This window comes from Vibrio chanodichtyis, assembly GCF_028863985.1.
In the GTDB taxonomy this organism is placed as follows: Bacteria; Pseudomonadota; Gammaproteobacteria; order Enterobacterales; family Vibrionaceae; genus Vibrio; species Vibrio chanodichtyis.
Genome location: NZ_JARBFT010000005.1, coordinates 34,359 through 50,800 on the forward strand (window position 1 = coordinate 34,359; position 16,442 = coordinate 50,800).

The window sequence follows — 16,442 nt, forward strand, 5'->3', positions numbered from 1 at the left end:
GATTAAGCGGATAGTACGATTTTTTCAGCGGTTTGGGTATCCGACCTGTGGATAGGAAATGATGAAGCATGGATAAAGTGTTTATTGAACAGTTGCAAGTGATCACCACCATTGGTGTTTACGACTGGGAACAGCAGATTAAGCAAAAGTTAGTGCTGGATCTGGAAATGGCGCACGATAATCGCCCCGCAGGTAACAGTGACGATGTTAAGGATGCGTTGGATTACGCACAAGTGAGCCAAGCGGTGATTGAACATGTTGAGCAAGGCCGTTTTTTGTTGGTTGAGCGAGTGGCAGAAGAAGTGGCACAACTGATCATGACTCGTTTCTCGGTACCTTGGATCCGGATCCGTTTGACCAAACCCGGCGCAGTACCGCAAGCCAAAGGGGTCGGCGTGGTCATTGAGCGATCGCGTGGATGATCACCGCCTATATTGGGGTTGGTTCTAATCAACAGCGTCATCAATCGATAGCCGCGGGAGTGCGTGAGCTGAGTGCGCTGGGTCATCAATTGCGCATTTCAACCATTTACCAGTCGCCATCGTTTGGGTTTGCTGGACAGGATTTTTTTAACTTAGTGGTTGAAATACAAACACCATTATCACTCTTAGAATTGCAGGCGCAGTTGAAAGCGATTGAGCTGCGTCATGGCCGCTTACTCAATGCACAAAAGTATCAAGATCGAACATTGGATCTTGATATAGTGTTGTACGGTGATTGGGTGTCGGAGTGTAAGCCAATTCTACCCCGCCCCGACATCTATTGTTACCCGTTCGTGATTCAACCGTTATATGAGCTCTGTCCACAGCGAGTGATCGTTGGTGATGGCCGTACTGTCGAGCAGATCTGGCAGCAAGCGCAGGATTTAGCTTCCTTGACCCGAGTACCACTCTGGTTTTCTATTGATGAGAAGAAACAGTCATGAGTTATTTTGAGTCGTTCATTCTAGCTTTAATTCAAGGTTTTACTGAGTTTTTACCCATTTCTAGCTCCGCGCACTTGATCTTGCCCTCAGCGGTTTTCGGTTGGGCCGATCAAGGTTTGGCGTTTGATGTGGCGGTACATGTTGGCACGTTAGCCGCAGTCGTGATCTACTTTCGTAAAGAAGTGGTCTGTTTATTAGCTGCCTTTTTAGCCTCGATTTTTAAAGGTGATCGCAGTAAAGAGGCTAAATTAGCTTGGTTGATTGTACTTGCGACTATCCCAGCTTGTGTGCTGGGTTTGCTAATGAAGGATATTGTTGAGCTCTATTTGCGTAGTGCTTGGATTATTGCTATCACCACCATAGTGTTTGGCTTGCTGCTGTGGCATGCCGATAAACATGCCGCGTTAAGTGCCGATGAATATCAAACCAATTGGCAAAAAGCACTGTTGATTGGTCTGGCCCAAGCGGTGGCGTTGATCCCTGGTACTTCGCGTTCTGGGGCCACGATAACGGCGGCTTTATATCTGGGCTTTACTCGTGAGGCGGCGGCGCGTTTTTCATTTTTAATGTCGATTCCGATCATTGTGCTGGCCGGTAGCTATCTTGGCCTTAAGCTGTTTACCAGCGGTGAGCCGATCCACGTTGGCTTCTTGCTGACCGGGATCATCACTTCATTTATCAGTGCTTACTTGTGTATTCATTTCTTTTTGAAGCTCATTTCACGTATGGGCATGACTCCGTTTGTGCTGTATCGCTTAGCGCTGGGGATTGGCTTATTGGCATTTTTATCAACCCAATAATCAGCCAGTACGCTCATGTGCTGAGCTTTATGGTATAAATGAGCCAGAGATAACCGACGTCACGCTTGGGCGTCGGATTGCAATAATAAAGATGGATAGGTTATGCGAGTGTTTGCTTTGACCCTGAGCTTATTATTAGTTTGGCTGTGTTATACCCTGCTGTGGGGTAAAAATGGGGTGATGGATTTTCGGGCCGTCAACGCAGAAATTGAGGTGCAACAGTTGGTCAATACGAACCTTCATCTGCGTAATCAAGAGATGTTTGCTGAAATTGACGATCTACGCCAAGGGCTAGATGCGATTGAAGAACGTGCTCGTAACGAACTCGGCATGGTCAAACAAGGGGAAACCTTTTATCGCATTATCGGCGAGGAGTCACGCCGATGAATAAACTGATTGCGGTCGTACCCGCAGCGGGTGTCGGCAGCCGTATGCAAGCAGATCGGCCGAAACAGTATTTGAGTCTGCTAGGTAAAACGGTCCTTGAGCATACGATTGACGGTTTACTCGCTCATCCACAGATCGATCAAGTCGTTGTCGCGCTCAGCGCAGACGACCCCTATTTTTCGCACTTAGCACTGGCGCGTGATCCGCGCGTGATCCGGGTTGATGGTGGTCAGCAACGCGCCGATTCGGTATTAGCTGCGCTGGACTATGTATGTCAGCACCAGCTCAGTCAATGGGTGTTAGTGCATGATGCGGCACGCCCTTGTGTTACCCACGCAGATATTAGTCAACTGATCCGCTTGGCTTTAACCCATCCGGTTGGTGCCATTCTTGCCGCTCCAGTGCGTGATACCATGAAGCGTAGCGATCATTTACAGCAGATTGAACATACCGTGGATCGGACCGCACTATGGCATGCACTGACGCCACAAATGTTTCGTGCCCAAGCACTGCGTGAGGCGTTACACGCCGCTTTGCAACAGCAGGTCACGATCACCGATGAAGCCTCGGCATTTGAATGGCGCGGTGAAAAGCCCGCGTTAGTGACTGGCCGAGCGGATAACCTCAAAATTACTCAACCCGAAGATCTTGCATTAGCCGAGTTTTATTTAAGGCGCAATAAGGAAACATTATGATCAGAATTGGCCACGGCTTTGATGTGCATCGTTTTGGTGGTGAAGGCCCGATTATTATTGGTGGGGTTAGCATCCCTTATGCGCAGGGTTTGATCGCCCATTCTGATGGTGATGTCGCGCTGCACGCATTATGCGACGCCTTATTAGGTGCGATTGCCGCTGGTGATATTGGTCGTCATTTCCCTGATACCGACGATAAATGGCAAGGGGCGGATAGCCGTGAGCTACTCAAAGATGTTTACCGCCGTGTACGACAACAAGGCTATGTGTTGGGCAATGCCGATGTGACGATTATTGCCCAAGCGCCGAAAATGGCCCCTTATATTCAAGCGATGTGTGCGGCGATTGCCGAAGATCTGCAAACCGATGTGAGCCGCATTAATGTTAAGGCGACCACCACTGAAAAATTGGGTTTTACCGGACGTAAAGAAGGTATTGCCTGTGAAGCGGTAGTGCTGTTACAGCAAGCTTAATCTATCGCTAATCTTATTTATTTATCGATCAGCATGCGTCGATTTATTGTGGAATTAAAATGACCGATATCCTCGCTCCTCTGGCTTATTTATGCGGCAAGCCAACCGCAAGCGCTAAACTCAAAGTATTACCTGAACATTTTCAAGTTAGCGAAGTGTTGGGTTATCCGTTAACCGGCAGTGGTGAACACTTGATGGTGCGCATTCGTAAGACGGGTGAGAACACCAGTTTTGTGGTTAACGAGCTAGCCAAAGCGTGTGGTGTACCTTCACGGGCGGTAAGCTGGGCTGGGTTAAAAGATCGCCATGCGGTCACTGAGCAGTGGCTGAGCGTACATCTGCCCAAAGGGGAGACACCCGATTTTTCGGCTTTTCTAGCTCAATATCCATCGATTGAAATCCTACAAGTGACTCGCCATGATAAAAAACTGCGCCCGGGCGATTTGCTGGGCAATGATTTTGTGATCACCTTGTCTGAAGTGAGTGATGTGGCGGCGGTGGTGAGCCGTTTGGAGAGCGTTGCCAAGTTCGGTGTGCCTAATTATTTTGGCAGTCAACGTTTTGGCCGTCATGGCAATAATCTGAGCGAAGCACGCCGTTGGGGGCGCGACAATGTACGCTCGCGTAATCAAAATCAGCGCAGTTTGTATCTCTCTGCGGCTCGGGCATGGATTTTTAATCAGATTGTCTCGAAGCGGATTGAGCAAGACCTATTTTCCCATTTTATGGTCGGCGATATTGCACTGGAACAGCAGCAACTGTGCCAGGTACAAGGTGATTTAGCGCAGTGGGATCAGCGCTTGCAAGCCGAGCAAGTGGCGATTTCTGCCGCGTTAGCGGGTGATAATGCTCTACCGACGACAGATCAAGCTTTACAGCTGGAGCAAGCACAACTGGATGCCGAGCCTGATTTAATGGCACTGATCCGGGCTAATCGTATGCGTCATGATCGCCGTGCCATCGCCTTGCATGCGCAAAATTTAAGCTGGCAGGTAGAGCAAGATCAGATCACCTTGCACTTTACGCTCGATGCTGGCAGTTTTGCCACCTCACTCGTTCGTGAATTGGTCGAAGAGATCCCGGTTGAGCGTCACTATGCTCAAGTGGATCAGTCAGCTAACCACGATGCTGACAGCGAGGAATAACGTGAAAATTCTGCTCAGTAATGATGATGGTGTGTACGCTCAAGGCTTACACACATTGGCTGATGCTCTGCGTGATTTAGCCGAAATCGTGATCGTGGCGCCGGATCGTAACCGCAGTGGCGCTTCTAACTCATTGACTTTAGAGCAGCCATTACGTGTTTCAACTATCGCGCCTAACACCTATTCAGTGCAGGGCACGCCGACTGATTGTGTGCATTTTGCATTGAATGAGCTAATGAAAGATGAGTTACCGGATTTGGTGCTTAGCGGCATCAATCATGGGGCGAATCTCGGCGATGATGTGCTCTATTCGGGGACGGTCGCGGCGGCGATGGAAGGTCACTTACTTGGCGTGCAAGCTATCGCTTTTTCGCTGGTCGGCAATACCCATTTTGCCACGGCGGCTCATGTTGTGCGCCAGTTGGTTGAGCAGCATTTAGCGCATCCGATCCCGACTCATCGCTTACTTAACGTCAATATTCCAGATCTGCCGGTGTCGCAAATACAAGGCGTGCAAGTCACGCGTTTAGGTGCGCGTCATCACGCAGAAAGTATGATAAAGCAGCAAGATCCGCGTGGGCATGATATTTATTGGCTTGGCCCTCCGGGTAAAGAGCAAGATGCGGGAGTGGGCACCGATTTTTATGCGATTGAACGGGGTTGGGTGTCATTGACACCGCTGCAAGTCGATTTAACCGCACACGAATCATTACTCAGTATGGATCATTGGTTACAGGAAAAGGTGAATGGCTAACCCAAAAGCCGACAGACTGATTCAATTTTTAACTGAGCAGGGGATCACTTCGCGCCCGGTTTTGGAGGCTATCCATACCCTGCCACGCGAGTGTTTCGTTGCACCAGCTATGATGCATCAAGCTTATGACAATAACGCACTACCGATTGGCCAAGGCCAGACTATTTCTCAGCCTTATATCGTCGCAAAAATGACCGAACTGCTGGCCTTAACTCCAGAGACTAGAGTGTTGGAAATTGGTACCGGTTCCGGTTATCAGACTGCGGTGCTCGCCAAATTGGTTAACCATGTTTTTACAGTTGAACGGATCAAAACGTTGCAGTGGGAGGCCAAACGGCGTCTCAAACAGCTCGACATCTATAACATCTCCACCAAACATAGTGATGGTTGGCTGGGCTGGCCTGCTCGTGCACCGTTTGATGCTATTTTAGTGACGGCAGCGGCAGCAAAAGTACCACAGGGCTTATTAGAACAGCTTGCCGAGGGTGGACGTATGGTGATCCCGATCGGCGAGCATGAGCAGCATTTGTACAAAATTGTCCGTCGTGGTCAGCAGTTTATCGGTGAGCGGCTAGAAGCGGTGCGCTTTGTCCCTTTAGTGGCAGGAGATCTTACCTGATGCCGGTTTACCCTTTGCGAACCATGCTGTTGCTACTGTGCAGCCTATTATTTGGCTGCGCAGCGCATACACCAGCCCCGGTTGCTGGATTGGGTAAAAATTACAATAGTATTGAACGTGGTAGTTATCGCGGCAGCTACTATGAGGTGAAAAAAGGCGATACGCTCTATTTCATTGCTTACGTGACCGATAAAGATGTTAATGAACTGATCCGTTTTAATAATCTCGCGCCACCTTACACGATTCATCCTGGCCAAAAGCTCAAATTGTGGCTGCCCAGTTATACCGCACCAGCTTATGGCGGAACCGGTGGTGCCGCTGTGGTAGCGGCCGCTGCCACTCGTAGCTCGTCACCCGCTCAAGCAACAGCGGTTAACCGACCTACCCAATCTGTGACCTCAAACGCAAATTCCCCAAGCACGACCAAGAAAACAACAAATAATCAACATTTAACCGCTAAGGAGCCGGTTAAAGCGGTTGATAAAAAACAAGTAAAGGAGTATGTTAAACCAGCTGGTAAACAAAATGTTAACATTGTCGCAGCAAGTTCTAAACCTTCGAATGATAAAATAGCCAAGTGGTTATGGCCGACGAAAGGCAGAGTGATTAGCAATTTCTCTGCTGGTGATCAAGGCAATAAAGGCATCGACATCGCAGGTCAACGTGGTCAAGCAATTATTGCCACTGCGAATGGAACGGTAGTTTATTCAGGTAATGCACTCCGTGGTTACGGTAACCTGATTATTATCAAGCACAATGAGCAGTACTTAAGTGCCTATGCGCACAATGAACAGTTGCTAGCAAAAGAAGGACAAACTGTGCAAGCCGGGCAGAAAATTGCCACCATGGGTAGCTCAGGCGCTGCCGATGTACGTTTGCATTTTGAGATCCGTTATCAAGGCAAGTCAGTGAATCCTAAACGTTACTTACCTTAACTCTATTTGCTAAGGTCATGCTGCAAAGTTTGTATCTCGCAATGACCCATTAAGTTGCCAGGGGAGGCTGCTATGAGTGTCAGTAATACTGTAACCAAAATAGAAGAGTTTGATTTTGAAGATGAAGCTCTGGAAGAGCTCACAACCGATGATGAACTCACCAATGATGAAGCATCCACCACTGCAGAAATCTCCAGTGAGGATGTTCGTGAAGAATTTGATGCATCAACCAAAAACCTTGATGCAACACAAATGTACCTCAGCGAGATTGGTTTTTCACCACTGCTGACTGCCGAAGAAGAAGTACTGTATGCTCGTCGTGCATTACGTGGCGATGAAGCGGCACGTAACCGCATGATTGAAAGTAACTTGCGCTTAGTGGTGAAAATTTCCCGTCGTTACAGTAATCGCGGACTCGCGCTGCTCGATCTGATTGAAGAGGGAAATCTTGGCTTGATTCGAGCGGTTGAAAAATTTGACCCTGAACGTGGTTTTCGCTTTTCAACCTATGCCACTTGGTGGATCCGTCAGACCATCGAACGGGCGTTAATGAACCAGACTCGCACTATTCGTCTGCCGATCCATGTGGTCAAAGAGCTGAATATTTACCTACGTACCGCTCGTGAGTTATCGCAGCGCCTTGACCACGAACCTACGCCAGAAGATATTGCTCTCGAACTCAATAAGCCAGTCGATGACGTGACCAAAATGTTGCGTCTTAATGAGCGTATCAGCTCGGTGGATATCCCGATTGGTGGCGATGGTGACAAAGCATTACTGGATATTTTGCCTGATTCGCATACCGCAGATCCGGAGTTTTCCACACAAGATGATGATATTCGCGAATCATTGCTCAATTGGCTTGATGAGTTAAATCCAAAGCAAAAAGAGGTGTTAGCGCGCCGCTTTGGTCTGCTTGGCTATGAGCCATCGACCTTGGAAGAGGTGGGACGTGAGATCAACCTAACCCGTGAGCGGGTGCGTCAAATCCAAGTGGAAGGTTTACGTCGTCTGCGGGAGATTTTGGTCAAACAAGGGCTGAATATGGAAGCGCTGTTTAATGTTGAATATGACAACTAACCCTGCCGTGCTGACGGAGATAATCACTGATTGAGGTTGTGATTAATCAGGGGCGTTTGCTTAGTTGTATCGCCACTATCAATAATAGAGGTGATTGCCAATCGCAATCGATAGTTGGATCAAGGCACTCTTTCGAGTGCCTTTTTGTTGCCTGGTGCCCTATAACTACAGCCAAAGGTTATCGATCGCCGTATGCCGCCAAGAAGGGGTTCTCCGTGCCGTTGCTCTTGACGGTATGATTGGCTTAGAGCAGTTTTTTCAGTTGATAGAGCAGATCGAGCGCTTGGCGTGGTGTTAATTGATCCGGATCGATGCTAGTTAATGCCTGCTCTACCGCACTTGGTTCAGGGATTAAACTGAGTTGATTGGCAATATCAACCCGATTCGATGGGGTGCTGAGTGGCTGGTGGCTCAATTGTTCCAGTTGCTGCAGTTTGTTGCGTGCATTGCGGATCACTGCTTTGGGAACACCAGCCAGTCCGGCAACCGCCAAACCGTACGATTTACTCGCGGCACCCTCTTGTACGGCATGCATAAATGCAATGCTGTCACCATGTTCGACCGCATCTAAATGCACGTTGGCCAGATGAGGTAATACATTCGGCAGCTCGGTCAACTCAAAATAGTGAGTAGCAAATAGCGTCATGGCACCGATTTGTTTGGCTAACCACTCTGCGCTAGCCCATGCCAGTGATAAGCCATCATAGGTACTGGTACCGCGTCCGATTTCATCCATCAACACTAAGCTGTGTGGCGTGGCGTTGTGCAGAATATTGGCAGTTTCGGTCATCTCAACCATAAAGGTCGAGCGGCCAGAGGCAAGGTCATCCGATGCGCCAATCCGAGTAAAAATACGATCCAGTGGGCCAATCACCGCATGTTCTGCCGGTACATAACTACCAATGTGGGCCAGTAGAGCAATTAACGCGGTTTGGCGCATATAGGTCGATTTACCGCCCATGTTAGGACCGGTAATGATCAGCATACGGCGTTCGGCATGCAGCTCAATCGGGTTCGCGATAAAAGGCTGATCCATCACTTGCTCGACCACGGGATGGCGACCGGCTTGAATCGAAATTCCGGCTGTCTGCACTAGGGTTGGGCGTTGATAATCTAAACTATCGGCTCGTTCCGCTAAGTTTTGCAGTACATCCAATTGAGCAATGGCGGCGGCGAGATCTTGAAACTGCTCAAGATGTGGCAGGAGCAGATCAAACAGTTGTTCCCAAAGCTGTTTTTCGACTGCTAAGGCGCGTGATTTTGAGTTGAGCACTTTATCTTCATGCAATTTCAACTCTTCAATGATGTAACGCTCGGCATTTTTTAACGTTTGGCGCCGCACGTAATGGGGTGGCACTAAATGGCTTTGACCGCGGCTAACCTGAATGTAGAAACCGTGGACATTGTTGTAGCCGACTTTGAGGCTATCAATGCCGTGGCGATCGCGCTCTTCGGCTTCTAAACGTTGCAAAAACTCGGTAGCACCATTGGCCAAATCACGCCATTCATCCAGCTCGGCACTATAACCATCGGCGATCACACCACCATCACGGATCACCACCGGTGGATTGGGCTTAATCGCTTTTTCTAACAGCTCGCACACTTCATGCATCGGTTGAGCTTGTTTGGCTAAGCCGATCAGATGCGGTTCGGTCAGTTCCGTTAGCAGGTTGCTGAGCTGTGGCAATTGCTGCATGGCATGACGTAGCCGAGCTAAATCACGTGGCCGTGCAGAGCGTAGGGCTAAGCGGGCTAAAATGCGTTCAATATCGCCAATTTGCTGTAATACAGGGCTAATTTCTGCGAATAATAGACTTTGTTTTAACTCGCCGATCGCATCCAGTCTTTGATTCAAGATGGCAAAATCGCGCATTGGCTGATGGATCCAGCGCTTAAGCATCCGGCTGCCCATTGGCGTTGCACAATGATCCAGCACATCGGCTAAGGTGTTATCGGTGCTACCCGATAAGTTATGGGTTAATTCGAGGTTGCGGCGAGTTGCCGCATCTAAAATCACCGATTGATCTTGGCGATCCCACGTTAGGGAGCGAATATGCGGCAGCGCAGTACGTTGAGTATCTTTCACGTATTGGATCAAGCAGCCAGCGGCACATAATCCGAGCTGGGCTTGTTCAACACCAAAACCAACTAAATCACGAGTACCAAATTGCTGATTAAGCTGCTGCTTGGCAGTTTGTAATTCAAATTCCCAAATCGGACGACGGCGATTGCCTTGACGATTCGCCATCAAGTGTACCGGAGCAAAATCTTCTGCAAATAAGAGTTCGCGCGGTGCGGTGCGTTGCAATTCCGCCGCCATCTCTTCTTCGCTTTGTGGCTCACTCAACTGAAAGCGACCGGAGGTGATGTCCATGGTCGCGTAACCAAATCGACCATTGTGATGGTAAATTGCGGCGATCAGGTTATCGACTCGCTCACTGAGCAGCGCCTCATCGGTTACTGTACCGGGGGTAACAATGCGCACGACTTGGCGCTCGACTGGCCCTTTACTGGTCGCCGGATCGCCGATCTGTTCGCAAATCGCGACCGATTCACCCATCTGGACCAATTTGGCTAAATAGCCTTCCACCGCATGAAAGGGGACGCCCGCCATCGGGATAGGCTCACCGGCAGAAGCGCCGCGTTTGGTTAATGAGATATCCAAGAGTTCAGAGGCGCGTTTGGCATCATCGTAAAACAGCTCATAAAAGTCACCCATACGATAAAACAGTAAAATATCGGGGTTTTCCGCCTTGAGTCTTAAATATTGCTGCATCATCGGGGTGTGGTGCGAAAGAGACTCGCTCGGTGAGGCGTTCGATTTCATCATAATCTTATATCGCTGCTTATCATCATTGGCGGATACCGAGTGCGGTGTTATCACTCGCTGCATCATGGATCACTTAAAGGCTACAGAGCATAGCAAACCTTATCAGGGCGGAGCAATTAAGCTGTGGTGAGCTTGATGCCAAGGCAACCCGTTATGCAGTGAAGAGTCCTGATGAGAGGTAACGATCACCGCGATCGCAGACGATAGCCACGACCACAGAGCCGGGATGTTGCTCGGCGATTTGCAACGCGGCATACACCGCACCACCAGAGCTTACGCCTGCACAAATTCCCTCTTCTCTGGCGAGCGCTCGCGCAGTTTGTTCGGCATCGTGTTGAGTAATATCAAGAATGCTATCGACCCGTGCCGCATCAAAAATACGTGGCAAATAGGCGGCTGGCCAGCGGCGAATGCCGGCAATCGCACTGCCTTCTGCCGGTTGTAAGCCGATGATCTGGATCTGAGGGTTTTGCTGTTTTAGATAGCGTGACACGCCCATAATGGTACCGGTGGTACCCATGCTCGAGACAAAATGGGTGATTTTACCTTGGCTTTGCTGCCAAATTTCTGGGCCGGTTGAGCGAAAATGAGCATCAGGATTATCGAAATTATTGAATTGATCGAGCACTTTACCGCGGCCGGCATGTTGCATTTGCTGTGCTAAATCCCGCGCTCCTTCCATTCCCTGCTCTTTAGTGACCAAAATCAACTGTGCGCCATAAGCTTGCATCGCATCTTTGCGCTCTTGGGTGGCGTTATCCGGCATGATCAAAATAATCGAATAACCTTTAATGGCGGCAGCCATGGCTAAGGCAATGCCAGTATTGCCGCTGGTGGCTTCAATAATGGTGTCACCGGGCTGCAAATATCCACGCGCTTCCGCTTGTACTATCATATTTAAAGCTGGCCGGTCTTTGACTGAACCGGCAGGATTATTGCCTTCTAATTTGACCAGCACGGTTGAACTGCCGGTGATTAAACGTTGTAAACGTACCAACGGAGTGTGGCCTACATAATCTTCAAGAGTGGGAAATTCAGACACCGGGTGATCCTTCTTTGGCTATCTCGTACTTGTCGCAGTATAAGAATTGATGTCGAGCAGGCATACAATTTATTGCTAGGAATTATTCCAAAACGTTCTATTAACACTCTTTTTTATAAATGGAATTCCTCCTAATCTAGGCTGCATAAGGAAGCCATTTAGGCATCATGATTTTCGAGTCGATCACATTTTGGAGGCGATCACTATGAAGCGAATCAAATTGAGCATCAGCGCAGTATTATTGGCGAACTCGCTGCAAGCTTTGGCGGCAGAGCAAACCCTACTCAATTCCTCTTACGATATTTCGCGTGAATTGTTTGCTGCGTATAACCCAGTGTTTGCCGAGCATTGGCAGCAAACTACCGGTAACACGGTCGAAATCAAGCAGTCTCACGCCGGCTCATCGGCGCAAGCGCGCTCTATTTTGCAAGGGCTAGCGGCGGATGTAGTGACGTTTAACCAAGTGACCGATGTACAAGTTTTACATGATAAGGGGCAGTTGTTGCCTGATAACTGGCAAAGTTTACTGCCGAATGGCAGCTCACCTTACTACTCGACGACTGCTTTTTTAGTGCGCAAAGGCAATCCTAAGAATATTCACGATTGGGATGATTTGGTGCGTGATGAGGTAAAAAGTGTGTTTCCGAATCCGAAAACTTCAGGTAACGCGCGTTATACCTATCTAGCCGCGCTCGGCTATGCGCAAAAAGCATTTGGTAAAGAGAACCAAATCCAGCAAGACCAGTTTTTAAAAAAATTTCTGGCCAATGTTGCGGTGTTTGATACCGGTGGCCGTGGTGCCACTACCTCTTTTGTTGAGCGTGGGATTGGTGATGTGCTGATCACCTTTGAATCGGAAGTGAATAATATCCGTCAGCAATATGGTGCGGATGATTACCAAGTGGTGGTGCCGAAAACCTCGATTTTGGCAGAGTTTCCCGTCGCTGTGGTGGAAAAAGTGGCCAAGCGTAATGGCACTTATCAGGTGGCGACCGAATACGTTACCTATCTGTACAGTGAGCCTGCACAGCGTTTATTGGCACAGTTCAACTACCGAGTGCACGATGCCAAGGTACAAGCTGAATTTGCGCAACGTTTTCCTGCGGTTGAACTACTGAGCGTTGAGCAGATCATCGGCAGTTGGGATCACGCGATGCAAAGTCAATTTGCTAATGGTGCTAAATTGGATCAATTACAACGTCGCTAATCAATATTACCGGTGGTTGCTCAATCAATGAGCAGCCATTATGGCTGCTTGATGGATATAAAGAGGTTTTATGGGGCATACGCTTGTACATCGTCCGCGTCAGCAACGAGTTTTACCCGGTTTTGCACTAAGTTTGGGTGTCTCTCTGTTGTTTGTCAGCTTGATCCTGCTGCTGCCCGCCACTGGGCTTATCATGCAAACTAGTAATATGAGCTTGAGTGAGTATTGGCAAGTGATTGTGGACCCTCGTGTGGTGGCCAGTTATAAAGTGACGGTGATCTGCGCCTTGCTCGCTTCACTGTTTAACGGTGGGTTTGGTTTACTACTCGCTTGGGTGTTGGTGCGCTATCAATTCCCCGGTAAACGAATTTTAGATGCTCTGGTCGACTTGCCTTTTGCTCTGCCGACCGCAGTGGCAGGGATCACGCTAGCTACCTTGTATTCCACTAATGGTTGGCTGGGTAGTTGGCTGGCTCCATTAGGAATCAAGGTGGCCTATACCCCGCTTGGCATTATAGTTGCGATGGTCTTTACCAGCATTCCTTTTGTGGTGCGCACCTTACAGCCGGTGCTGGAAGAAATTTCCCATGAAGAAGAAGAGGCGGGCATGACCTTAGGTGCGTCCGATAGGGCCGTTTTCGGCAAAGTGATTTTTCCCGCGTTAAAACCGGCCTTGTTGGTTGGCATCGCGTTGTCATTTACTCGTAGCCTTGGTGAATTTGGCGCGGTGATTTTTATTGCTGGCAACATGCCTTATGTCAGTGAAATCACTTCACTGATGATTTTTGTGCGCTTACAGGAGTTTGATTTTCCTGCTGCGAGCGCGATTGCATCGGTGGTATTACTGACTTCGCTGTTACTACTACTGATGATTAATCTTTGGCAAGGCGCTTATCTGCGCCGTATTCATGGACGATAAGGAAGCAGGCAATGGCAGACTATCAGCCTTTACGTGTCGGTGATAAGCCGTGGGTCAAATGGAGTTTGATTACTCTGGTGCTGTTATTGGTGACCTTATTGTTGCTGATCCCACTACTGAGCATTTTCCAACAAGCGTTGGCAAATGGGGTGGAGGCTTATTTCGGTTATTTTAATGATCCCGATACCCGTCATGCGATGGGCTTAACACTGCTGGTAGCGCTACTCACGGTGCCGATCAATTTGGTGTTTGGGGTGTTGCTCTCTTGGTTGGTGACCCGTTTTGAATTTGTTGGCCGTAAATTTTTCATCACTTTGATTGATATCCCGTTTGCCGTTTCTCCGGTGGTGGCTGGGTTACTCTACCTGTTGCTTTATGGCAGTAGCGGCTGGTTAGGCGCATGGCTATATGAGCATGATTGGCAAATTATGTTTGCTTGGCCGGGGATTGTCTTGGTCACCGTTTTTGTCACTTGCCCATTTGTGGCACGTGAATTAATTCCTTTGATGCAGCAGCAAGGACGTAGCGATGAAGAGGCCGCAGTCATTTTAGGCGCATCATGGTGGCAACTGTTTCGCCGCGTCACCTTGCCTAATATCAAATGGGCGCTGATTTATGGGGTGATCCTAACTAACGCGCGCGCGGTAGGCGAGTTTGGTGCCGTGGCGGTGGTTTCTGGCAATATTCGCGGTGAAACCAACACCTTACCTTTGCATGTGCAACTGCTGTATGAGGATTATCAATCACAAGCGGCATTTGCCAGCGCTTCGCTATTGGCGTTTATCGCCCTATTAACCCTATTACTGAAAGCTTTGGTCGAGTGGCGTCAAGAACGGCTGCAGATGGCCGAGCAACATCAGCAAGGAGCCCTATGAGCATTCGTCTTGATAATATTGCTAAACATTTTGGTCAGTTTCAGGCACTAGCCCCACTTTCACTGCAGATTGAAGAGAGCGAGATGATTGGCTTATTAGGGCCATCTGGCTCAGGCAAAACCACGTTACTGCGCATTATCGCGGGTTTGGAAGGAGCTGACAGCGGCACGATCCATTTTCGAGATCGTGATGTGACCAATTTGCACGTTCGCGATCGCCGAGTCGGTTTTGTGTTTCAAAACTACGCGCTATTTAGGCATATGACGGTGGCGGATAACGTGGCGTTTGGTTTGCAAGTCATGGATCGTGCGGTGCGGCCTAATTCGAGTGAAATTCAACGACGGGTCAAACAACTGTTGGAAATCGTGCAACTTGGCCATTTGGCACAGCGTTATCCCGAGCAGTTGTCTGGTGGCCAAAAGCAGCGCATTGCACTGGCTAGAGCCTTAGCAACTAAGCCAGAAGTACTGTTGCTGGATGAGCCGTTTGGCGCATTGGATGCGAAAGTGCGTAAAGATCTGCGCCGCTGGCTGCGTAGCCTACACGATGAGTTAGGATTTACCAGTGTATTTGTGACTCACGATCAGGATGAGGCTTTGGAGCTTTCCGATCGCGTGGTGGTGATGAGTCATGGACGGATTGAGCAGATAGACTCACCGATTGCGCTGTATGCGCAACCCAATAGCCGTTTTGTGTTTGATTTTTTAGGTAATGTTAATCAGTTTACCGCTGAGTGGCAGCATGGCCGCTGGGTTAACGGAGCCGCCTTTATTCAGCCGCCCGCCAGTGAAGCGACATGTCAAAATGGCTTACTGTATGTGCGTAGCCATGAGTTGGTTCTTGCGGATAAACCCAATAGCCAAGCTTTGTTACCGTTTGAGGTGGTCTCAATTAATCCGGTTGGAGCAGAAGTGCGAGTTGAATTGGCACCCATCGGTTGGCACAGCGCTGAATTATGGGAAGCCAAACTGTCACATCGTGAATTAACCGAAAAAGGTTTGCATCGCGGTCAGCCAGTGTTTGCGACTCCGCAGATTGGCTACTTTTTTGCTAGTGAAGGGCAAGCTAGCCCGAGCGTGTTGCGCTGGCCGTTTTTGGCGGCGGGTAGCTTGATGTTTGAAATTTGATCGACCAAGCCAGAGTGCCCAAGGGCGCTCTTTTTGTCATCGGCGATTGCAATTCATCGGCAAGTCGGTAGGTTAGCCTTGGTTTTTACATCGGCAATAACAGATGAGGGTATCATGCAGACACTTTATGCCAGCAGCCAGCAATTGGGGCGGTTACTGGAGCAGCGCCAGCACATTTTAGCGACCGCAGAGTCCTGCACGGGGGGAGGCGTTGCTTACTTAATCACGGAGGTGGCGGGCAGTTCCGCATGGTTTGATCGCAGTTTTGTCACTTACAGTAATCAGGCCAAGCAAGAAATGCTCGGCGTGCAGCCCGCGACGTTAGCTTTGCATGGCGCGGTCTCTGAGCCGACAGTGCAAGAGATGGTGCTCGGTGCACTGCAACATTCACATGCCACCTTAGCGGTAGCAATCAGTGGGATTGCTGGGCCTGGTGGTGGTAGTCCAGAAAAGCCAGTGGGTACGGTTTGCTTTGGCTTTGCGGACCAGTTTGGTTGGCTTAAGCTAGAAACTTGCCATTTTGTTGGTGATCGCCAGCAAGTACGTCAACAAGCGATCGAGCATGTGTTTGACCAACTGATGGTTCATCTGCAGCTCGAGGATTGCGAAAACGTTAACTAAGGCAAACT

17 protein-coding genes and 2 pseudogenes are annotated in these 16,442 nt (G+C 49.1%); 17 read left to right on the forward strand and 2 right to left on the reverse strand.

The genetic code is table 11. The features are described from left to right. The first annotated feature begins 68 nt into the window (after positions 1-68). From folB to rpoS, 12 genes and pseudogenes are all read left to right on the forward strand, one after another. Positions 69-422 carry a bifunctional dihydroneopterin aldolase/7,8-dihydroneopterin epimerase gene (folB, locus tag PUN32_RS06685; protein WP_166013666.1) on the forward strand — a complete coding sequence of 118 codons (354 nt, stop codon included), beginning with the start codon at positions 69-71 and terminating at the stop codon, positions 420-422. Beyond that, complete coding sequence (gene folK, locus PUN32_RS06690) at positions 419-925, forward strand: 2-amino-4-hydroxy-6-hydroxymethyldihydropteridine diphosphokinase (protein WP_274722361.1); 507 nt, start codon at positions 419-421, stop codon at positions 923-925. Before folB ends, folK begins: the two co-directional genes overlap by 4 nt. Next, the gene (locus PUN32_RS06695; RefSeq protein ID WP_274722362.1) at positions 922-1,725 is read left to right on the forward strand and encodes an undecaprenyl-diphosphate phosphatase; all 804 of its coding nucleotides are present in this window, start codon (positions 922-924) and stop codon (positions 1,723-1,725) included. The genes folK and PUN32_RS06695 overlap by 4 nt, the downstream gene beginning before the upstream one ends. Positions 1,726-1,827: 102 nt before the next feature. Further along, positions 1,828-2,112: a cell division protein FtsB gene (gene ftsB / locus PUN32_RS06700; RefSeq protein WP_274722363.1), complete on the forward strand. Its 285-nt coding sequence runs from the start codon at positions 1,828-1,830 to the stop codon at positions 2,110-2,112. Further along, positions 2,109-2,807 (forward strand): 2-C-methyl-D-erythritol 4-phosphate cytidylyltransferase, encoded by a 699-nt coding sequence (ispD, locus tag PUN32_RS06705; protein ID WP_274722364.1) that lies wholly within the window; start codon positions 2,109-2,111, stop codon positions 2,805-2,807. The genes ftsB and ispD overlap by 4 nt, the downstream gene beginning before the upstream one ends. Continuing rightward, positions 2,804-3,280, forward strand: a complete 477-nt coding sequence (gene ispF / locus PUN32_RS06710; protein WP_274722365.1) for a 2-C-methyl-D-erythritol 2,4-cyclodiphosphate synthase — start codon at positions 2,804-2,806, stop codon at positions 3,278-3,280. Before ispD ends, ispF begins: the two co-directional genes overlap by 4 nt. Positions 3,281-3,339: 59 nt before the next feature. After that, on the forward strand, positions 3,340-4,425 hold the full coding sequence (truD, locus tag PUN32_RS06715; RefSeq protein ID WP_274722366.1) for a tRNA pseudouridine(13) synthase TruD: 1,086 nt from the start codon (positions 3,340-3,342) through the stop codon (positions 4,423-4,425). A gap of 1 nt (position 4,426) precedes the next feature. After that, the gene (surE, locus tag PUN32_RS06720; protein ID WP_274722367.1) at positions 4,427-5,179 is read left to right on the forward strand and encodes a 5'/3'-nucleotidase SurE; all 753 of its coding nucleotides are present in this window, start codon (positions 4,427-4,429) and stop codon (positions 5,177-5,179) included. Then, the gene (locus tag PUN32_RS06725; protein ID WP_274722369.1) at positions 5,172-5,798 is read left to right on the forward strand and encodes a protein-L-isoaspartate(D-aspartate) O-methyltransferase; all 627 of its coding nucleotides are present in this window, start codon (positions 5,172-5,174) and stop codon (positions 5,796-5,798) included. Before surE ends, PUN32_RS06725 begins: the two co-directional genes overlap by 8 nt. Continuing rightward, positions 5,798-6,137: pseudogene (locus PUN32_RS14105) on the forward strand (LysM peptidoglycan-binding domain-containing protein); the annotation flags it as partial. The gene PUN32_RS06725 and the pseudogene PUN32_RS14105, both read left to right, overlap by 1 nt. A gap of 98 nt (positions 6,138-6,235) precedes the next feature. Continuing rightward, positions 6,236-6,733: pseudogene (locus PUN32_RS14110) on the forward strand (peptidoglycan DD-metalloendopeptidase family protein); the annotation flags it as partial. 72 nt (positions 6,734-6,805) lie between these two features. Then, positions 6,806-7,813: an RNA polymerase sigma factor RpoS gene (gene rpoS / locus PUN32_RS06735; protein ID WP_274722371.1), complete on the forward strand. Its 1,008-nt coding sequence runs from the start codon at positions 6,806-6,808 to the stop codon at positions 7,811-7,813. 244 nt (positions 7,814-8,057) lie between these two features. On the opposite strand, the gene mutS is transcribed toward rpoS, so the two are convergent. Further along, complete coding sequence (gene mutS / locus PUN32_RS06740; RefSeq protein ID WP_274722372.1) at positions 8,058-10,643, reverse strand: DNA mismatch repair protein MutS; 2,586 nt, start codon at positions 10,641-10,643, stop codon at positions 8,058-8,060. 151 nt (positions 10,644-10,794) lie between these two features. Continuing rightward, positions 10,795-11,685 (reverse strand): cysteine synthase CysM, encoded by an 891-nt coding sequence (cysM, locus tag PUN32_RS06745; RefSeq protein WP_274722373.1) that lies wholly within the window; start codon positions 11,683-11,685, stop codon positions 10,795-10,797. Between the two features lie 205 nt (positions 11,686-11,890). Between cysM and cysP the strand changes: the two genes are divergently transcribed. The 5 genes from cysP (at position 11,891) to PUN32_RS06770 (ending at position 16,434) form a co-directional block, all read left to right on the forward strand. After that, positions 11,891-12,892, forward strand: coding sequence for a thiosulfate ABC transporter substrate-binding protein CysP (gene cysP / locus PUN32_RS06750; RefSeq protein ID WP_274722374.1), 1,002 nt, complete (start codon positions 11,891-11,893; stop codon positions 12,890-12,892). 70 nt (positions 12,893-12,962) lie between these two features. Continuing rightward, on the forward strand, positions 12,963-13,811 hold the full coding sequence (cysT, locus tag PUN32_RS06755; protein ID WP_274722375.1) for a sulfate/thiosulfate ABC transporter permease CysT: 849 nt from the start codon (positions 12,963-12,965) through the stop codon (positions 13,809-13,811). An 11-nt stretch (positions 13,812-13,822) separates the two neighbouring features. Further along, positions 13,823-14,686: a sulfate ABC transporter permease subunit CysW gene (gene cysW / locus PUN32_RS06760; protein WP_274722376.1), complete on the forward strand. Its 864-nt coding sequence runs from the start codon at positions 13,823-13,825 to the stop codon at positions 14,684-14,686. After that, entirely contained in the window at positions 14,683-15,813 is a 1,131-nt protein-coding gene (locus PUN32_RS06765; protein WP_274722377.1) for a sulfate/molybdate ABC transporter ATP-binding protein, read from the forward strand. Before cysW ends, PUN32_RS06765 begins: the two co-directional genes overlap by 4 nt. Before the next feature lie 114 nt (positions 15,814-15,927). Continuing rightward, complete coding sequence (locus tag PUN32_RS06770) at positions 15,928-16,434, forward strand: CinA family protein (RefSeq protein ID WP_274722378.1); 507 nt, start codon at positions 15,928-15,930, stop codon at positions 16,432-16,434. Positions 16,435-16,442: the final 8 nt, after the last annotated feature.